General features: G+C 45.8%; 24 protein-coding genes and 1 pseudogene. All 25 read left to right on the top strand.

Going from position 1 to position 16,556, the window contains the following annotated elements:
* Positions 1–9: 9 nt before the first annotated feature.
* The 25 genes and pseudogenes from rpoC (at position 10) to rplR (ending at position 16,556) form a co-directional block, all read left to right on the top strand.
* On the top strand, positions 10–3,582 hold the full coding sequence (rpoC, locus tag J0B03_RS06520; protein WP_207298839.1) for a DNA-directed RNA polymerase subunit beta': 3,573 nt from the start codon (positions 10–12) through the stop codon (positions 3,580–3,582).
* A gap of 74 nt (positions 3,583–3,656) precedes the next feature.
* Entirely contained in the window at positions 3,657–3,902 is a 246-nt protein-coding gene (locus J0B03_RS06515; protein WP_207298838.1) for a ribosomal L7Ae/L30e/S12e/Gadd45 family protein, read from the top strand.
* A 103-nt stretch (positions 3,903–4,005) separates the two neighbouring features.
* A complete protein-coding gene (rpsL, locus tag J0B03_RS06510) occupies positions 4,006–4,383 on the top strand; it encodes a 30S ribosomal protein S12 (RefSeq protein ID WP_207298837.1) in 378 nt (125 codons plus the stop codon).
* Between the two features lie 116 nt (positions 4,384–4,499).
* Positions 4,500–4,970, top strand: coding sequence for a 30S ribosomal protein S7 (gene rpsG / locus J0B03_RS06505; RefSeq protein ID WP_207298836.1), 471 nt, complete (start codon positions 4,500–4,502; stop codon positions 4,968–4,970).
* A 29-nt stretch (positions 4,971–4,999) separates the two neighbouring features.
* Positions 5,000–6,732: pseudogene (gene fusA / locus J0B03_RS06500) on the top strand (elongation factor G); the annotation flags it as partial.
* A 6-nt stretch (positions 6,733–6,738) separates the two neighbouring features.
* Positions 6,739–7,080, top strand: coding sequence for a hypothetical protein (locus tag J0B03_RS12450; protein ID WP_374058628.1), 342 nt, complete (start codon positions 6,739–6,741; stop codon positions 7,078–7,080).
* A gap of 16 nt (positions 7,081–7,096) precedes the next feature.
* Positions 7,097–8,290 (top strand): elongation factor Tu, encoded by a 1,194-nt coding sequence (gene tuf, locus J0B03_RS06495; RefSeq protein WP_207298835.1) that lies wholly within the window; start codon positions 7,097–7,099, stop codon positions 8,288–8,290.
* 332 nt (positions 8,291–8,622) lie between these two features.
* Entirely contained in the window at positions 8,623–8,931 is a 309-nt protein-coding gene (rpsJ, locus tag J0B03_RS06490) for a 30S ribosomal protein S10 (protein WP_195682016.1), read from the top strand.
* Positions 8,932–8,983: 52 nt separating this feature from the next.
* On the top strand, positions 8,984–9,613 hold the full coding sequence (gene rplC / locus J0B03_RS06485) for a 50S ribosomal protein L3 (RefSeq protein WP_207298834.1): 630 nt from the start codon (positions 8,984–8,986) through the stop codon (positions 9,611–9,613).
* 21 nt (positions 9,614–9,634) lie between these two features.
* Positions 9,635–10,258, top strand: coding sequence for a 50S ribosomal protein L4 (rplD, locus tag J0B03_RS06480; protein WP_207298833.1), 624 nt, complete (start codon positions 9,635–9,637; stop codon positions 10,256–10,258).
* Entirely contained in the window at positions 10,258–10,548 is a 291-nt protein-coding gene (rplW, locus tag J0B03_RS06475) for a 50S ribosomal protein L23 (RefSeq protein ID WP_207298832.1), read from the top strand. The genes rplD and rplW overlap by 1 nt, the downstream gene beginning before the upstream one ends.
* 45 nt (positions 10,549–10,593) lie before the next feature.
* Complete coding sequence (gene rplB, locus J0B03_RS06470; protein ID WP_207298831.1) at positions 10,594–11,424, top strand: 50S ribosomal protein L2; 831 nt, start codon at positions 10,594–10,596, stop codon at positions 11,422–11,424.
* Positions 11,425–11,444: 20 nt separating this feature from the next.
* Positions 11,445–11,723, top strand: a complete 279-nt coding sequence (gene rpsS, locus J0B03_RS06465; RefSeq protein WP_207298830.1) for a 30S ribosomal protein S19 — start codon at positions 11,445–11,447, stop codon at positions 11,721–11,723.
* 25 nt (positions 11,724–11,748) lie between these two features.
* Positions 11,749–12,084 (top strand): 50S ribosomal protein L22, encoded by a 336-nt coding sequence (gene rplV, locus J0B03_RS06460; RefSeq protein WP_207298829.1) that lies wholly within the window; start codon positions 11,749–11,751, stop codon positions 12,082–12,084.
* Positions 12,085–12,098: 14 nt separating this feature from the next.
* Positions 12,099–12,752: a 30S ribosomal protein S3 gene (gene rpsC, locus J0B03_RS06455; protein WP_207298828.1), complete on the top strand. Its 654-nt coding sequence runs from the start codon at positions 12,099–12,101 to the stop codon at positions 12,750–12,752.
* Positions 12,753–12,769: 17 nt separating this feature from the next.
* The gene (gene rplP / locus J0B03_RS06450; protein WP_207298827.1) at positions 12,770–13,204 is read left to right on the top strand and encodes a 50S ribosomal protein L16; all 435 of its coding nucleotides are present in this window, start codon (positions 12,770–12,772) and stop codon (positions 13,202–13,204) included.
* Positions 13,204–13,407, top strand: a complete 204-nt coding sequence (gene rpmC, locus J0B03_RS06445; protein ID WP_207298826.1) for a 50S ribosomal protein L29 — start codon at positions 13,204–13,206, stop codon at positions 13,405–13,407. The genes rplP and rpmC overlap by 1 nt, the downstream gene beginning before the upstream one ends.
* A 19-nt stretch (positions 13,408–13,426) precedes the next feature.
* A complete protein-coding gene (gene rpsQ, locus J0B03_RS06440) occupies positions 13,427–13,681 on the top strand; it encodes a 30S ribosomal protein S17 (protein WP_207298825.1) in 255 nt (84 codons plus the stop codon).
* A gap of 25 nt (positions 13,682–13,706) precedes the next feature.
* Positions 13,707–14,075, top strand: a complete 369-nt coding sequence (gene rplN, locus J0B03_RS06435; RefSeq protein ID WP_207298824.1) for a 50S ribosomal protein L14 — start codon at positions 13,707–13,709, stop codon at positions 14,073–14,075.
* A 27-nt stretch (positions 14,076–14,102) separates the two neighbouring features.
* Positions 14,103–14,417, top strand: coding sequence for a 50S ribosomal protein L24 (rplX, locus tag J0B03_RS06430; protein ID WP_207301004.1), 315 nt, complete (start codon positions 14,103–14,105; stop codon positions 14,415–14,417).
* Between the two features lie 20 nt (positions 14,418–14,437).
* Complete coding sequence (gene rplE, locus J0B03_RS06425; protein ID WP_207298823.1) at positions 14,438–14,977, top strand: 50S ribosomal protein L5; 540 nt, start codon at positions 14,438–14,440, stop codon at positions 14,975–14,977.
* A gap of 15 nt (positions 14,978–14,992) precedes the next feature.
* Positions 14,993–15,178: a type Z 30S ribosomal protein S14 gene (locus J0B03_RS06420; RefSeq protein WP_207298822.1), complete on the top strand. Its 186-nt coding sequence runs from the start codon at positions 14,993–14,995 to the stop codon at positions 15,176–15,178.
* Positions 15,179–15,207: 29 nt separating this feature from the next.
* Positions 15,208–15,606, top strand: a complete 399-nt coding sequence (gene rpsH, locus J0B03_RS06415; protein ID WP_207298821.1) for a 30S ribosomal protein S8 — start codon at positions 15,208–15,210, stop codon at positions 15,604–15,606.
* A gap of 27 nt (positions 15,607–15,633) precedes the next feature.
* Complete coding sequence (rplF, locus tag J0B03_RS06410; RefSeq protein ID WP_207298820.1) at positions 15,634–16,170, top strand: 50S ribosomal protein L6; 537 nt, start codon at positions 15,634–15,636, stop codon at positions 16,168–16,170.
* A 17-nt stretch (positions 16,171–16,187) separates the two neighbouring features.
* Positions 16,188–16,556 (top strand): 50S ribosomal protein L18, encoded by a 369-nt coding sequence (gene rplR / locus J0B03_RS06405; RefSeq protein ID WP_207298819.1) that lies wholly within the window; start codon positions 16,188–16,190, stop codon positions 16,554–16,556.

Genomic DNA, 16,556 nt, shown 5'->3' with positions numbered 1-16,556 from the left:
AGAAGCTCCTTGAATGAATTTTTTGATTTCAAAGCGATCAAAATTGGATTGGCTTCACCAGAAAAGATACGAGAGTGGTCAAAAGGAGAGGTCAAGAAACCCGAGACCATCAACTATAGAACCCTCAAGCCGGAAAAGGAAGGCTTGTTTTGTGAAAAGATATTTGGACCGACCCGAGACTGGGAGTGTCATTGCGGGAAATACAAGAGAGTACGCTACAAGGGGATCGTCTGCGAAAATTGCGGCGTCGAGGTAACCCGATCGAAAGTGCGCCGGGAAAGAATGGGGCACATCGAATTGGCAGCTCCCGTTTCCCACATCTGGTATTTCAAGGGAATACCAAGCAGAATGGGATTGGTGCTGGAAATGTCCCCCCGTTCTTTGGAAAAGGTCATTTACTTTGCATCCTATGTAATAACCCATCCGGGGAATACCCCTCTTTCGCCCAAGCAGCTGCTCAGTGAGCGGGAGTATCGGGAATACCGGGAGAAATACGGCAATGAGTTTAAGGCGTCCATTGGCGCAGAAGCAATAAAGGACCTGCTTTCCCAGTTGGACCTGGACGCAGAATCTCAGGCACTGAGAGAAGATTTGAAAAACAGCACCGGCCAGAAGAGGATCCGAACGGTCCGTCGACTGGAGGCAGTGGAAGCATTCCGTACTTCCGGAAACAATCCGGAGTGGATGATCCTGGAAGTAGTACCGGTCATTCCGCCGGAGCTTCGTCCCATGGTCCAGTTGGACGGTGGACGATTTGCCACTTCCGACTTGAATGACCTGTATCGAAGAGTGATCAACCGCAACAACCGGTTGAAGCGTCTCTTGGATCTGGATGCACCGGACATCATCGTACAAAACGAAAAAAGGATGTTGCAGGAAGCCGTAGACGCACTCATCGACAATGGTCGTAGAGGAAGACCAGTCACCGGCCCCGGAAACAGACCGTTAAAATCCTTGAGCGACATGCTGAAAGGAAAGCAAGGCCGATTCCGACAAAACTTGTTGGGAAAACGGGTAGACTATTCCGGTCGATCGGTTATCGTAGTAGGACCGGAACTGAAAATGTACCAGTGCGGATTGCCGAAAGAAATGGCCATCGAATTGTTCAAGCCTTTTGTTATGAAGGAACTGGTACAAAAGAAATTTGCACAAAACATCAAAAGCGCCAAGCGCATGGTGGAACGACTTCGACCGGAAGTATGGGACGTGCTGGAAGAAGTCATCAAAGAGCATCCGGTGTTGTTGAACCGAGCTCCCACCTTGCATAGATTGGGGATCCAGGCTTTCGAGCCCATCTTGGTAGAAGGACGAGCCATCAAGTTGCATCCCCTGGTTTGTACGGCATATAATGCAGACTTTGACGGAGACCAAATGGCGGTCCACGTTCCACTGTCCGTAGAAGCACAAGCAGAAGCCAGATTCCTCATGTTGGCGGCCAACAATATTTTGAAGCCCCAAGATGGAAGCCCGGTCATCAGCCCCACCCAAGACATGATCCTCGGTTCCTACTATTTGACCATTGAAACCGAAGGTGCTGCCGGTGAAGGCAAGATCTTTGCAGACATGGAAGAGATGGAGAAAGCCTACAACAACAAGGTAGTATCCCTTCATTCCAGAGTAAAGGTTCGACTCACAAAAAATATTGATGGGGTAGACAAGCAGAAAATCGTGGAAAGTACCGTAGGAAGGTTCTTGTTCAACGAGATCATACCCCAAGACTTGGGATTTGTCCCAAGAGATACAGAAGAAGAAATGTTCCAATTGGAAATAAATACGACCGTAGACAAGAAAGTCCTGTCTGCCATCGTCGAGAAATGTTACGAAAAACACGGACCGACACATACCTCTGTCACGCTGGACAACATCAAGCGAATGGGATTCCATTACTCCACCATCGGTGCCATCACGGTAGGTGTAAGCGACATGGAAGTTCCCTCCAAAAAGCCGGAACTACTGGCCTTGGCAGAGATCGAAGTAGACAAGGTGCAAAAGCTTTTCCGAAGAGGTTTGATCTCGGAAGACGAGCGATACCAAAAAGTCATCGACATATGGAACCATACGACGGACGAAGTAACAGATGCCTTGATGGACCATTTGGATCCTTTGAATCCCATCAATATGATGGCCAATTCAGGAGCCCGAGGCAGCAAGAACCAGATCCGTCAGCTTGCAGGTATGCGTGGATTGATGGCCAGCCCATCTGGAAAGATCATCGAGTTGCCGATCCGTTCCAACTTCCGTGAGGGATTGAACGTTCTGGAATTCTTTATCTCCACCCACGGCGCCCGAAAAGGATTGGCGGATACGGCCCTTCGTACGGCAGACTCCGGATACTTGACCAGACGATTGGTGGATGTATCCCAGGATGTCATCATCAAGGAAGAAGATTGTGGAAGCCCTGTAGGATATCTTGCAAAAGAGATCAACGATGGCGGAGAGATCATCGAGTCCTTGAAGGATCGTCTATCCGGGCGGTACGCTTTTGAAGACGTAACGGATCCTCAAACAGGAGAAGTTTTGGTCAAGGCCGGGGAGATCATTACCCGATTGGTCGCAGAGAAGATCGAAAAGGCGGGCATCAAGGAAGTATCCATCCGCTCCATCACCAACTGCCAGTCCAAAGTAGGTGTTTGCGCCAAGTGCTACGGCGTGGACCTGACCACTTGGGAACCGGTACGGATCGGGGAAGCGGTAGGGATCATTGCCGCCCAGTCCATCGGCGAGCCGGGGACCCAGTTGACCATGCGTACATTCCACACCGGTGGCGTGGCCAGTGCCGACGACATCACCCAGGGTCTTCCCAGGGTCGAGGAGCTCTTTGAGGCGAGAAAACCAAAAGGTTTGGCCATCATCTCCGAGATCGCAGGTACAGTGGAAGTTCGAGAAACCAAGAAGAAAAAAGAAGTTGCGGTGATCAATGAGGATGACGAGAAAGTTTATCTGATCCCATATGGTTCCCGACTGAAAGTCAATAATAAAGATGAGGTGGAAGCCGGAGACGAGATCACCGACGGTTCCATCAACCCCAACGACATTTTGAGCATCAAAGGCGTATCCGGTGTTCAAAAATACATCCTTCAAGAAGTACAGAAAGTATACCGCTTGCAGGGGGTACATATCAGCGACAAGCACATCGAGCTGATCGTTCGACAGATGCTTCGAAAAGTGAAGATCGAAGAACCGGGTGCCACCCAATTATTGCCGGGCGGACTGGTGGACATCTTTGCGTTTGAAGAAGAGAATGCCAAGGTAGTTGCAGACGATCTGGAGCCGGCATCGGCGTCCCGTGTGTTGCTGGGGATCACCAAAGCGTCCCTTGCTACGGAAAGTTTCTTGTCTGCCGCATCCTTCCAGGAGACCACTCGAGTATTGACCGATGCAGCAATTAAAGGAAAAGTGGATCCGTTGATCGGCCTCAAGGAAAATGTCATCATAGGAAAACTGGTTCCTGCGGGAACCGGTGTCAAGGGATACCGCAATGTAGAATTGGAAGAAGACGAAGTGGAAGAAGAGTTCTCGTTGGATGAGTTCACCGATGAGATCGACCTTTCAGAAGTGCTCATCGACGATCTTGACCTATAAAAAGGTTGACATGTCTGGATGCCAGTGATAAAATTTATAAGCGCATCTGCAGGCGTCCACAAGGAGGTAGGAATATGCTGGAAGATTTAAAGGCAAGCCAAGTTCTTGTCGGGACGAGACAGACGATGAAAGCTGTTCGGGCAGATCAGGCGGAAAGAGTGTATTTGGCTCTGGATGCGGATGCTCCCATAAAAAAAGAAGTTGAAATGCTCTGTGAAAATCATGGAGTGGAGATCACATTTGTAAATAGTATGAGTGAATTGGGTACGGCCTGTGGCATTGAGCGAAAAACTGCGGCTGCAGTGTTGTTGAAAGAATAAACAGGTGCTATTTACTCCCCCTCTCCTGTAGAGGGGGACATTTATTGCAATATTTGGCGAAAACGCCTGATATAATCAAAAAACAAGGAGGTGCAACAAAAAAATGCCAACGATTAGTCAGCTTGTCAAGAATGGAAGAGCCAAGGTGGAATACAAATCCGACTCTCCCGCACTGAAGAACAACCCTCAAAAGAGAGGTGTTTGTACTGCTGTAAGAACCACAACTCCGAAGAAGCCGAACTCTGCCCTTCGTAAGATCGCCAGAGTACGTTTGACCAATGGAACAGAGGTTACTGCATACATTCCAGGTATTGGACATAACCTGCAGGAACACAGCGTCGTATTGATCAAAGGCGGAAGAGTCAAAGACCTTCCCGGTGTACGTTACAAAATTATTCGAGGAGCATTGGATACAGCTGGAGTGCAAAACAGACAACAGTCTCGATCGAAGTATGGTGCAAAAAAAGCTGCTAAGAAATAATCGTGCAATAGCTATCCGTTATAAACCCGGTTTATAATATTCAATAGATATTACGCACAACGGCGCACTATGTAGTCGAGTACCGATGAAAGATTTTTATTAAGGAGGGAAGCAAAGTGCCTAGAAAAGGACCTGTTCCAAAGAGAGAAGTATTGCCGGATCCGCTGTACAACAGCATCCTGGTAACAAAATTGGTAAACAACATCATGTTGGATGGAAAAAAAGGCGTTGCACAACGAATTGTGTACGGAGCCTTTGATACCGTAGCAGAAAAAACCGGAAGAGACGCATTGGAAGTGTTTGAAGAAGCACTCAACAACATCATGCCGGTATTGGAAGTAAAAGCAAGAAGAGTCGGTGGAGCAACATACCAGGTGCCCATCGAGATCCGACCGGATCGAAGACAAGCTCTTGGTTTGCGTTGGTTGGTTCGATACACTCGAGCAAGAAACGAAAAAACCATGCAAGCAAGATTGTCTGCAGAGTTGCTGGATGCAGTCAACAATGCCGGAGCATCTGTGAAGAAAAAAGAAGATACTCATAAAATGGCCGAAGCCAACAAGGCGTTCGCTCATTACAGATGGTAATCTAGGAAGTTTTTTTTACCAAAGAAAGGATGGATACTGTGTCAAGAGAGTTTAGTTTGGAAATGACGAGAAACATTGGAATCATGGCCCATATTGATGCAGGGAAAACCACCACCACGGAAAGAATATTGTTTTATTCGGGAAAGATCCGAAAGCTAGGCGAGACCCACGAAGGGGCTTCTCAAATGGACTGGATGGAGCAGGAGCAGGAAAGAGGTATCACCATTACCTCTGCTGCTACTACTTGCCAGTGGAAAAATCATAGGATAAACATTATTGACACACCCGGACACGTTGACTTCACAGTTGAAGTAGAACGTTCCTTGCGTGTGTTGGACGGATCCGTTGCCGTATTTTGTGCAAAAGGTGGAGTGGAGCCCCAATCGGAAACCGTATGGCGTCAAGCGGACAAATACAAGGTCCCAAGAATGGCCTATGTAAATAAAATGGATATTTTAGGTGCGGACTTTTATCATGTTGTAGACATGATGCAAGAACGTCTGGGTGCCAATGCGGTGCCGATCCAGTTGCCTATCGGAAGTGAAGATACTTTCAAAGGCCTGGTCGACCTGGTGCTCATGAATGCCGTTATTTACAAGGATGATGAAGGAAAAGATGTAGAAGTCGTCGAGATCCCGGAAGACATGAAGGAAAAAGCAGAAGAGTATCGGGAAAACCTGTTGGAGCACATTTCCGACTTCGACGAAGAATTGATGATGAAGTTTTTGGAAGGAGAAGAGATTTCGCCGGCTGAGATCAATGCCGCCATTCGTAAAGCGACGGTAGCTGTAAGCATGATCCCGGTACTGTGTGGATCCTCCTACAAAAACAAAGGGGTACAACCCATGTTGGATGCAGTTGTAGAGTACATGCCTTCTCCGCTGGACGTACCGGCCATCAAGGGGATCGACCCCAAGACGGACGAGGAGATCTCGCGACCGGCAGACGACGACGGTCCGTTTTCTGCACTGGCGTTCAAGATCATGACAGACCCCTATGTTGGTAAACTGGCATTCTTCCGGGTTTACTCCGGTGTATTGAATTCCGGATCCTATGTATATAATTCAACCAAAGGAAAAAAAGAGCGGATCGGCCGGATCCTGCAGATGCATGCGAACCACCGGGAAGAGATCGACATGGTCTACACTGGAGATATTGCTGCAGCCGTAGGTTTGAAAGATACCACTACAGGAGACACTCTTTGTGTAGAAAGCGACCAGGTCATTCTGGAGTCCATGGATTTCCCGGAACCGGTAATCTCCGTTGCCATTGAACCGAAAACAAAAGCAGGTCAAGATAAAATGAGCATCGCACTGCAGAAACTTGCAGAAGAAGATCCTACATTCAGAACGTACACGGATTCGGAAACAGGTCAAACCATCATCTCCGGAATGGGAGAGTTGCATTTGGACATCATCGTAGACCGTATGCTTCGAGAATTCAAAGTGGAGGCAAATGTAGGAAAACCACAGGTAGCTTATCGAGAAACCATTCGAAAGCACGTCCGAGTGGAAGGAAAGTTTGCACGACAATCCGGTGGTCGGGGCCAGTATGGTCACGTATGGCTGGAACTGGAACCGAGACAACCAGGCGAAGGATATGAATTCGTCAACAAGATCGTTGGGGATCCATACCGAAAGAATTTATTGCGCCGGTCGATCAAGGGATTCGAGAAGCCATGGAAAACGGTGTACTTGCCGGTTATCCGGTATTGGACTTCCGGGCTACCCTGGTAGACGGATCCTACCACGATGTCGACTCTTCGGAGATGGCATTTAAAATTGCAGGATCCATGGCCTTCAAAGAGGGCTGCAAAAAAGCGGATCCAGTGATCCTGGAGCCGATCTTCAAAATCGAAATCACCGTACCGGAAGAATATATGGGAGACGTCATTGGAGACTTGAACTCCAGACGTGGCCGAATCGAAGGTATGGAACCGCGAGGAAATGTGCAAGTCGTACGTGGATTCGTTCCATTGTCCGAGATGTTTGGATATGCCACAGACCTTCGAAGCAAGACCCAGGGTCGAGGCGTATATTCCTACCAATTTGATCACTATGAAGAAGTACCAAAGAGCATTTCCGAGCAAATCATGGAAGGCAAAAAATAATTAGGAGGGTATTAAGATGGGAAAAGCAAAATTTGAAAGAAACAAAACCCACGTAAACATTGGAACCATTGGACACGTAGACCACGGCAAAACGACGTTGACGGCAGCGATCACAACAGTATTGAACAAAAGATTCGGAACAGGATCCGCTGTAGCATTTGACAAGATCGACAAGGCACCGGAAGAGAGAGAAAGAGGGATCACCATCTCCACTTCTCACGTAGAGTACGAAACAGATGCAAGACACTACGCTCACGTAGACTGCCCGGGACACGCCGACTACGTAAAGAACATGATCACAGGAGCCGCCCAAATGGACGGAGCCATCCTGGTAGTAAGTGCAGCAGACGGCCCCATGCCTCAAACAAGAGAGCACATCCTCTTGTCCAGACAGGTAGGAGTACCTTACATCGTTGTATTCCTGAACAAAGCCGACATGGTCGACGACGACGAGTTGATCGAACTGGTGGAAATGGAAGTACGAGAGCTGCTCAACGAATATGAATTCCCAGGCGACGACACGCCCATCGTAGTAGGAAGCGCCCTTCGTGCACTGGAAGATCCAGACGGAGAATGGGGCGACAAGATCGTTGAACTGATGAAAGAGGTAGACGAGTACATCCCGGACCCGGAAAGAGCAACGGACAAGCCCTTCCTGATGCCGGTAGAGGACGTCTTCTCCATCACAGGACGAGGAACTGTAGCTACAGGTAGAGTAGAGCGTGGAACCATCAAAGTCGGTGAAGAAGTAGAGATCATCGGAATGACGGAAACGAGAAGAAAAGTAGTCGTTACCGGAGTAGAGATGTTTAGAAAACTGTTGGATCAGGCAGTAGCCGGAGACAACATCGGAGCGTTGCTTCGAGGAGTGGACCGAACAGAGATCGAGCGTGGACAAGTATTGGCCAAGCCGGGAACTGTAAATCCCCACACCAAATTCAAGTCGGAAGTATACGTATTGACAAAAGAAGAGGGTGGACGACATACTCCTTTCTTCAACGGATACCGACCGCAGTTTTATTTCAGAACCACTGACGTGACCGGCATCATCGAGCTGGGCGAAGGCGTGGAGATGGTAATGCCTGGCGACAACATCGCCATGGAGATCCAATTGATCACTCCCATCGCCATCGAAGAAGGCTTGCGTTTCGCCATCCGAGAAGGTGGACGAACCGTTGCATCCGGTGTCGTAGCAGAGATCGTCGAGTAATCGATCGGGAAAAACATCAGGAGGACGCAGAATAGCGTCCTCTTTTTTAAAAAAACACAAAAAAACATGAAAAACATGTGAAAACTCATGAAAATGCATGCAAAAAGTATTGAGGTTGGAAGTTCTTTAAGGTATAATATTTAAGCTGTGACTTTATGCGATGAAGAGAAAGGTTGCTTTTTTCCAGAGGGAATTTTCTCGGAGTATGTCCAGATCATGAATCGGACGACGAATTTCAACGATATTTTATTAAAAAAATATTGTGAACGCCCGGAAGAGTGTTCGAGGGATTCGGTCGTACCTAAAAGAAAAGTAAGGAGGGAAAATTAGGTATGGCAAAACAAAAGATCAGAATCAGATTGAAAGCGTATGATCACAAGGTATTGGATCAATCCGCACAGAAAATCGTGGAAACTGCAAAAAGAACAGGTGCAGGTGTATCGGGCCCAGTTCCGTTGCCGACAGAAAAAGAGATCATCACCATTCTTCGTGCAGTACACAAGTACAAAGATTCCAGAGAGCAGTTTGAAATGAGAACTCACAAAAGACTGATCGACATCTTGAACCCGACGCCAAAGACAGTAGACGCATTGATGCGGCTGGATCTGCCGGCTGGTGTAGATATCGAGATCAAGCTTTAATGAGATTATGATCGCCTGAGGGTGATCCGCTAATTATTAGGAGGTGCAACAAATGGAGAAAGTAATCATAGGAAAAAAACTCGGCATGACCCAAATCTTTACGGAGGAAGGCCAATTGGTGCCTGTCACCGTAGTAGAAGCAGGACCTTGCCAGGTGGTTCAGGTAAAAAGCCTTGATACAGATGGATACAACAGCATCCAGTTGGGTTATGGCGATGTAAAAGAGAAAAAAGTAACGAAACCGCGAAAAGGTCATTTCGACAAAAACGAGCTGGCATACAAACGGATCCTTAAAGAGTTCCGAGTTGCAGATGCAGCCGCTTACGAAGTAGGCCAGGACGTAAAAGCAGACGTATTTGAAAACGGAGACAAGATCGACGTTACCGGAACTTCCAAGGGAAAGGGATTCCAGGGTGTCATCAAAAGACACAACCAATCCAGAGGACCAATGAAGCACGGTTCCAAGTATCACCGCTCCCCAGGATCCATGGGTGCATCTTCCAGTCCTTCCAGAGTATTTAAAGGAAAGAAGCTGCCGGGACAAATGGGTAACGTACAAGTGACGGTACAAAATTTGGAGATCGTCAAAGTGGATGCGGATAGAAACCTTCTTTTGGTAAAAGGCGCAGTGCCGGGGATCCGGGGAAGCTTGATTACGATAAAAGAAACCGTTAAAAAGTAAGATCGGAAAGGAGGAATAAAAATGCCTAAAATTGATGTAATCAATATTAAAGGGGAAAAAATAGAAGAACTGACATTAAGCGATGCAATATTCGGCATCGAACCGAACGAAGCTGCAGTACACCAAGTTGTTGTGGCACAATTGGCCAACAAGCGACAGGGGACACAATCTGCAAAGACCCGTTCTGAAGTTCGAGGCGGAGGCAGAAAACCTTGGAGACAAAAAGGAACGGGAAGGGCGAGAGCCGGTACCATTCGTTCTCCATTGTGGAAAGGCGGCGGCGTGATCTTTGCACCGAAACCAAGAGATTATACTAAAAAAGTCAACAAGAAAATGAATCGATTGGCAATGAAATCCGTTCTTTCTGCTAAAGTGGCTGAAAATGAATTGCTGGTTTTGGATTCCATCGTTATGGATGCTCCGAAGACAAAAGAAATGACTGCCATTTTATCTGCAATAAAAGCAGGCAAGAAAACGATCATCGTGCTGGACAGCGTCAATGAAAATATTTACAAGTCCGCAAGAAATATCGAAGGTGTCATTACAGCAACGGTGGACACTTTGAACGTTTATGACTTGCTGAATTACGATTGCCTGGTGGCAACGAAAGGTTCCGTAGAGAAAATAGAGGAGGTGTACGCATAATGCTTAGCCCTCATGACATTATCATAAAGCCGATCGTTACGGAAAGAAGTATGGATGACATCGGTGAGAACAAGTACACATTTAAAGTAAAAAAAGATGCAAACAAGATCCAGATCAAGAATGCCGTAGAAACGATTTTTGGCGTCAAAGTGGAAAAAGTATTTACCATGAACATGAATGGAAAAATGAAGCGGATGGGAAAATATCTCGGACGACGTGCAAACTGGAAAAAAGCCATTGTAAAACTTACTCCAGACAGCAAATCCATCGAGTTCTTTGAAGGCATCTAATAAAAAGGGACGAAAGGTCTCGACGTAAAAAGGAGGTAAAGTGAAATGGGTATCAAGAAATACAAACCGACTTCTGCCGGAAGAAGAAACATGAGCGTGAACACCTATAGCGAAGTGACAACAAGCACGCCGGAAAAATCTCTTCTTGCTCCATTGAAGCACACGGCCGGAAGAAATGCACACGGTAAAATCACGGTCCGTCACAAAGGCGGCGGAGCAAAAAGAAAATATAGAATCATTGACTTTAAGAGAAACAAGGACGGGATCAAAGCCAAAGTGGCCAGCATCGAGTACGATCCGAACAGAAGTGCCAACATTGCATTGCTGCACTACCTGGACGGGGAGAAAAGATACATCATCGCACCCCTGAACTTGAAGGTGGGAGATTTTGTAGAATCGGGTGAAGGTTCTGACATCAAAGTTGGAAATGCTCTTCCCCTGGTAAACATTCCTGTAGGTACCATCGTACACAACGTGGAACTAAAAGCAGGAAAAGGCGGACAACTGGTACGAAGTGCCGGAAACTCTGCACAATTGATGGCAAAGGAAAACAGCTACGCTGTATTGCGACTTCCATCTGGAGAAATGAGAATGGTGCGTCAAGAATGTCGCGCAACGGTAGGTCAAGTTGGAAATGCTGACCATGCCAACGTTCGAATCGGTAAAGCTGGTAGAAAAAGACACATGGGCATTCGACCTACCGTTCGTGGTTCTGTCATGAACCCCAACGATCACCCACACGGTGGTGGTGAAGGTAAAGCGCCAATAGGACGTCCGGGACCATCTACTCCTTGGGGCAAGCCTGCACTAGGATACAAAACGAGAAAGAAAAACAAGAGTTCAGACAAGTATATCGTAAGAAGAAGAACGAAATAGTACCGGAAGGAGGTAAATAAATGAGTAGATCATTGAAAAAAGGACCTTATGTTGACGAAAAGTTGCTGAAACGAGTCGAAGAAATGAACAAGAAGAATGAAAAGAAAGTCATCAAGACTTGGTCGCGAAGCTCGACGATTTTCCCTCAAATGGTAGGTCACACCATCGCAGTGCATGATGGAAGAAAGCATGTTCCAGTATACCTTTCGGAGGACATGGTTGGACATAAACTCGGAGAATTTGCTCCTACACGAACTTTTAGAGGTCATGCAGGGGAAAAGTCTTCCGGGAAGAAATAGAAAGTCTTGGAAGGAGGTTAATTAAGTGGAAGCGAAAGCAAGTGCCAGATACGTACGAGTATCACCAAGAAAAGCGAAGCTGGTTGTTGACCTGGTAAGGGGCAAGCAACTTGGCGAAGCCATTAACATATTGATGTTGTTGCCGAACAAGTCAGCAAAAGTAGTGGAAAAAGTCATCAAATCAGCAGCAGCAAACGCGGAAAACAATTACGAAATGGATCCTGCAAAATTATATGTTGCAGAAATATATGCAGATCAGGGACCAACCATGAAACGGTTTTTAGCCGGTTCCATGGGTCGTGCATCACTTATAAAGAAGAGAAGCAGCCATATTTCGGTTGTACTAAAAGAAAAAGAGTAAGGAGGGGATAGTTAGTGGGTCAAAAAGTCAATCCGCACGGTCTGAGAGTTGGAGTTATCAAGGACTGGAGCGCAAGATGGTATGCGAAAGACAAGGATTTTGCAGATTTTCTAATCGAAGATAACAAGATCCGAAAATTCATCAAGAAAAATCAATACACTGCTGGAATCTCTCATATTGAAATTGAGCGATACGCCAATCGAATCAGGATCCATATTCATACAGCAAAACCTGGCATGATTATTGGAAAAGGTGGTTCAGGCATTGAAGCACTGAAAAACCAAATCGTTAAAATGACCAACAAAAATGTATTCATCAATATCGTTGAGATCAAGAATATCGATACCAATGCACAATTGGTTGCAGAAAACATTGCTTCCCAATTGGAGCGAAGGGTTTCTTTCCGACGAGCCATGAAGCAGTCCATCAGCAGATCGCTGAGAAGTGGCGCATTGGGGATCAAAACATGTGTCGCCGGACGATTGAATGGCGCAGAGATGGCTAGAACGGAACACTACAGCGAAGGAAATGTACCTTTGCAGACGTTGAGAGCTGACATTGACTACGGTTTTGCTGAAGCGAATACCACATATGGAAAAATCGGAGTGAAAGTTTGGATCAACAAAGGGGAAGTTCTTCCTGAAAAAAAAGAAAACAATAAGAAATAAGGAAGGAGGAAACCATAATGTTAATGCCTAAAAGAGTAAAACGCAGAAGAGTCTTTCGAGGAAGAATGAAGGGCAAGGCAACCAGAGGCAATACCATCAATTATGGTGACTATGCAATCCAAGCCCTGGAACCAGGTTGGATTACATCAAATCAAATTGAAGCGGCTCGTATCGCTATGACAAGATATATCAAAAGAGGCGGAAAGGTCTGGATCAAGATATTCCCGGACAAACCTGTAACACAGAAACCGGCAGAGACCCGAATGGGTTCCGGTAAAGGTTCGCCAGAATACTGGGTAGCAGTTGTTAAACCAGGCAGGATCATGTTTGAAATCGCAGGTGTTTCGGAGGAATTGGCTCGAGAAGCCATGCGACTTGCCATGCATAAACTGCCGATCAAAACAAAATTTGTTACCCGTAAAGAGTTTGAGGAAGTGGGTGGTGAATCCTAATGAAAGCGAAAGAAATAAGAGAATTAAGCACACAGGAATTGGAAAGCAAATTGAGTGAACTCAAGGAAGAGTTGTTCAACCTGCGTTTCCAACTTGCCACTGGTCAATTGGAAAATCCAATCCGAATCAGGGAAGTAAAAAGAACGTATGCACGGATCAAGACGATCCTTACGGAAAGAGAATTGAAAGCAATAGAAGCTTAAGGAAAAGGAGGGTACTTTTGTGGAAAGAGCGCAAAGAAAGACAAGAGTAGGAAAAGTAGTAAGTGACAAGATGGACAAGACGATCGTTGTTGCTGTAGAAACTTTTGTAAAACATCCTCTTTACAAAAAAAGGGTTAAAAGAACGACCAAATTCAAAGCTCATGATGAGCAGAACCAGTGCAATACCGGTGATGTGGTTAAAATCATGGAGACACGACCTTTAAGTAAAGATAAAAGATGGAGATTAGTAGAGGTAATAGAAAAGGCACTATAGTCGTGCCTGAAAGGAGACAAAGCAGATGATACAACAAGAAACCAGGCTGAAAGTAGCCGACAACACAGGAGCGAAAGAATTGTTGTGCATTCGTGTTCTCGGTGGTTCTGGAAAAAGATATGCAACGGTAGGAGACATTATTGTATGCTCTGTAAAAGCGGCAACGCCAGGCGGGGTTGTTAAAAAAGGCGACGTCGTAAAAGCCGTTGTGGTTCGAACTGTAAAAAGCATTCGTAGAGAAGACGGGAGCTACATCAATTTTGACCAAAACGCTGCCGTAATTATAAAAGACGACAAACAGCCAAGGGGAACACGTATTTTCGGACCTGTAGCTAGAGAATTGAGAGAACAAAAATTTATGAAAATACTGTCCTTGGCACCGGAAGTACTTTAAGAGGAGGTGGCTGAAGTGAAAAAGAAAATGCATGTGAAAAAAGACGACATCGTAATGGTGAACTCTGGAAAAGACAAGGGAGAGACCGGCAAAGTGTTGGCGGTATATCCGAAAGAGGGCCGAGTGATCGTCGAAGGGATCAACATGATGACAAAGCACATGAAACCTTCTCAAAAAGTACAGCAAGGTGGAATTGTCAAGCAGGAAGGGAAGATTCATGCTTCCAACGTGTTGTTGTACTGCGACAAGTGCAAAAAAGGCGTTCGAACAGGCAAGAAGTTTTTGGAAGACGGAACGAAAGTCCGATTTTGCAAAAAATGTGGAGAAACATTTAACAAGTAGTAGGGAAGGAGGTAGACAATATGCCAAGATTAAAGGATAAATATAAAGAAGAGGTAATTCCGGCGTTGATGGAAAAGTTCAAATACAGCAACATCATGGAAGTACCGAAACTGGAAAAAGTAGTCATAAACATGGGGCTGGGAGACGCAAAAGACAACGCAAAACTTTTGGAAGCAGCTGTAAACGACCTGGCGATCATTGCAGGACAAAAGCCTGTCATTACAAAAGCGAAGAAATCCGTATCCAACTTTAAGCTGAGAGAAGGCATGAACGTTGGAGCAAAAGTTACCCTTCGTGCAAGCAGAATGTATGAATTCACCGATAAATTATTCAACATCGCCCTTCCCAGAGTTAGAGACTTTAGAGGTATATCGGCAAAATCTTTCGACGGACGTGGAAACTACTCCATGGGAGTAAAAGAACAACTGATTTTCCCGGAGATCGATTACGATAAAGTAGAACAGATCAGAGGTATGGACATCATTTTTGTAACAACTGCAAAAACCGATGAAGAAGCTCTGGAACTGTTGAGCTTGCTGGGAATGCCTTTTAACCGATAAGAAGGAGGAATAAAAGTGGCAAAAAAAGCGATGGTGAACAAGCAACAAAAAACACCGAAATATTCAACAAGAGCTTATAACCGATGCCGTATTTGCGGAAGACCGCATGCGTATTTAAGAAAATTCGGCGTCTGCAGAATATGTTTTAGAGAAATGGCCTATAAAGGCGAAATACCAGGCGTAAAAAAAGCGAGTTGGTAAGATTTGTATAGTGGAAGGAGGTACACAAAATGGTAATGACCGATCCGATCGCAGATATGCTTACGAGAATTCGTAATGCGCAAAACGCGAAACATGATTATGTAACGATACCCGCATCCAATGAGAAAAAGGCAATTGCCGGCATTTTGTTGGAAGAAGGTTTTATCAAGAATGTGGAATACACAGAGGATGACAAGCAAGGAATGATCAAGATCGCATTAAAATACGGGGAGAACAAGCAAAAGGTTATTTCCGGGATCAAGAGAATTTCTAAGCCAGGTCTTCGTGTTTACACTGGCAAAAATGAAATCCCAAAAGTGCTTAACGGACTAGGTATTGCAATTATCTCTACATCAAAAGGTGTTGTTACGGATAAAACAGCAAGAAAAGTTGGAGTAGGCGGAGAGGTGCTTTGTTACGTTTGGTAACAAATCATCATCATAGGAGGTGTTAGAATGTCTAGAATAGGAAAAATGCCTGTAGCTATTCCCGCGGGAGTGACCATTACGATTGACGGAAGCAATGTCACCGTAAAAGGACCGAAAGGTGAACTGAAACGAACCATTCATGGTGACATGAAAGTAGAGCAAATGGACGACACGCTGGTCATCACCAGACCCAGTGACAAGAAAGAACACAGGGCTCTGCACGGGTTGACCCGATCCTTGATCAACAACATGGTTGTTGGTGTCAGCGCAGGATATGAAAAGCGACTGGAAATCAATGGTGTTGGATACAGAGCAGCAAAGCAAGGAAAGAAACTGACGTTGAACCTGGGATATTCCCATCCGGTGGAAATGGACGATCCGGAAGGTATCGAAACGGAAGTGGAAGGAAACAATAAAATCATTGTTCGAGGAATCGACAAGGAGAAAGTTGGAGAGCACGCAGCCAACATTCGAAAGAAACGACAACCAGAACCGTACAAAGGCAAGGGAATCAAGTATGCCAACGAGTACATCAGACGTAAGGAAGGAAAAACCGGTAAGTAGGAAGGGAGTGATTCCAAATGATAAAAAAGCCTGTTAAAAACAAAATCAGAAAAAACAGACATAGAAGGCTGCGTTTCAAGTTGAGCGGAACAACGGAAAAACCGAGATTGAACGTGTACCGCAGCAACGCAAACATCTATGCGCAAATTATAGACGATTCCAACGGAACAACGTTGGTCAGCGCTTCTACATTGGACAAGGAATTGAAAGAAACGATTTCTTCGACAAGAAACAAGGCTGCCGCAAAAGCAGTTGGAGCGGAAATCGCAAAGAAAGCATTGGCCAAGGGAATTGAAAACGTCGTTTTCGACCGAGGCGGATACATCTACCATGGAAAGGTAAAAGAACTGGCTGAAGGAGCAAGAGAAGCCGGACTCAAGTTTTAG

This window comes from Alkalibacter rhizosphaerae (assembly GCF_017352215.1).
GTDB lineage: Bacteria > Bacillota > Clostridia > Eubacteriales > Alkalibacteraceae > Alkalibacter > Alkalibacter rhizosphaerae.
This window is presented reverse-complemented; position numbering and strand designations above follow the sequence as displayed.

Coding starts and splice junctions, on each gene's coding strand:
- rplR (WP_207298819.1), top strand. CDS start 16,188: ATGATAAAAAAGCCTGTTAAAAACAAAATCAGAAAAAACAGACATAGA.
- rplW (WP_207298832.1), top strand. CDS start 10,258: ATGCTTAGCCCTCATGACATTATCATAAAGCCGATCGTTACGGAAAGA.
- tuf (WP_207298835.1), top strand. CDS start 7,097: ATGGGAAAAGCAAAATTTGAAAGAAACAAAACCCACGTAAACATTGGA.
- rpsL (WP_207298837.1), top strand. CDS start 4,006: ATGCCAACGATTAGTCAGCTTGTCAAGAATGGAAGAGCCAAGGTGGAA.
- rplX (WP_207301004.1), top strand. CDS start 14,103: ATGCATGTGAAAAAAGACGACATCGTAATGGTGAACTCTGGAAAAGAC.
- rplN (WP_207298824.1), top strand. CDS start 13,707: ATGATACAACAAGAAACCAGGCTGAAAGTAGCCGACAACACAGGAGCG.
- rplP (WP_207298827.1), top strand. CDS start 12,770: ATGTTAATGCCTAAAAGAGTAAAACGCAGAAGAGTCTTTCGAGGAAGA.
- rplD (WP_207298833.1), top strand. CDS start 9,635: ATGCCTAAAATTGATGTAATCAATATTAAAGGGGAAAAAATAGAAGAA.
- rpsS (WP_207298830.1), top strand. CDS start 11,445: ATGAGTAGATCATTGAAAAAAGGACCTTATGTTGACGAAAAGTTGCTG.
- rplE (WP_207298823.1), top strand. CDS start 14,438: ATGCCAAGATTAAAGGATAAATATAAAGAAGAGGTAATTCCGGCGTTG.
- rplF (WP_207298820.1), top strand. CDS start 15,634: ATGTCTAGAATAGGAAAAATGCCTGTAGCTATTCCCGCGGGAGTGACC.
- rpmC (WP_207298826.1), top strand. CDS start 13,204: ATGAAAGCGAAAGAAATAAGAGAATTAAGCACACAGGAATTGGAAAGC.
- rpsH (WP_207298821.1), top strand. CDS start 15,208: ATGGTAATGACCGATCCGATCGCAGATATGCTTACGAGAATTCGTAAT.
- rpsJ (WP_195682016.1), top strand. CDS start 8,623: ATGGCAAAACAAAAGATCAGAATCAGATTGAAAGCGTATGATCACAAG.
- J0B03_RS06515 (WP_207298838.1), top strand. CDS start 3,657: ATGCTGGAAGATTTAAAGGCAAGCCAAGTTCTTGTCGGGACGAGACAG.
- J0B03_RS12450 (WP_374058628.1), top strand. CDS start 6,739: ATGGCATTTAAAATTGCAGGATCCATGGCCTTCAAAGAGGGCTGCAAA.
- rplC (WP_207298834.1), top strand. CDS start 8,984: ATGGAGAAAGTAATCATAGGAAAAAAACTCGGCATGACCCAAATCTTT.
- rplB (WP_207298831.1), top strand. CDS start 10,594: ATGGGTATCAAGAAATACAAACCGACTTCTGCCGGAAGAAGAAACATG.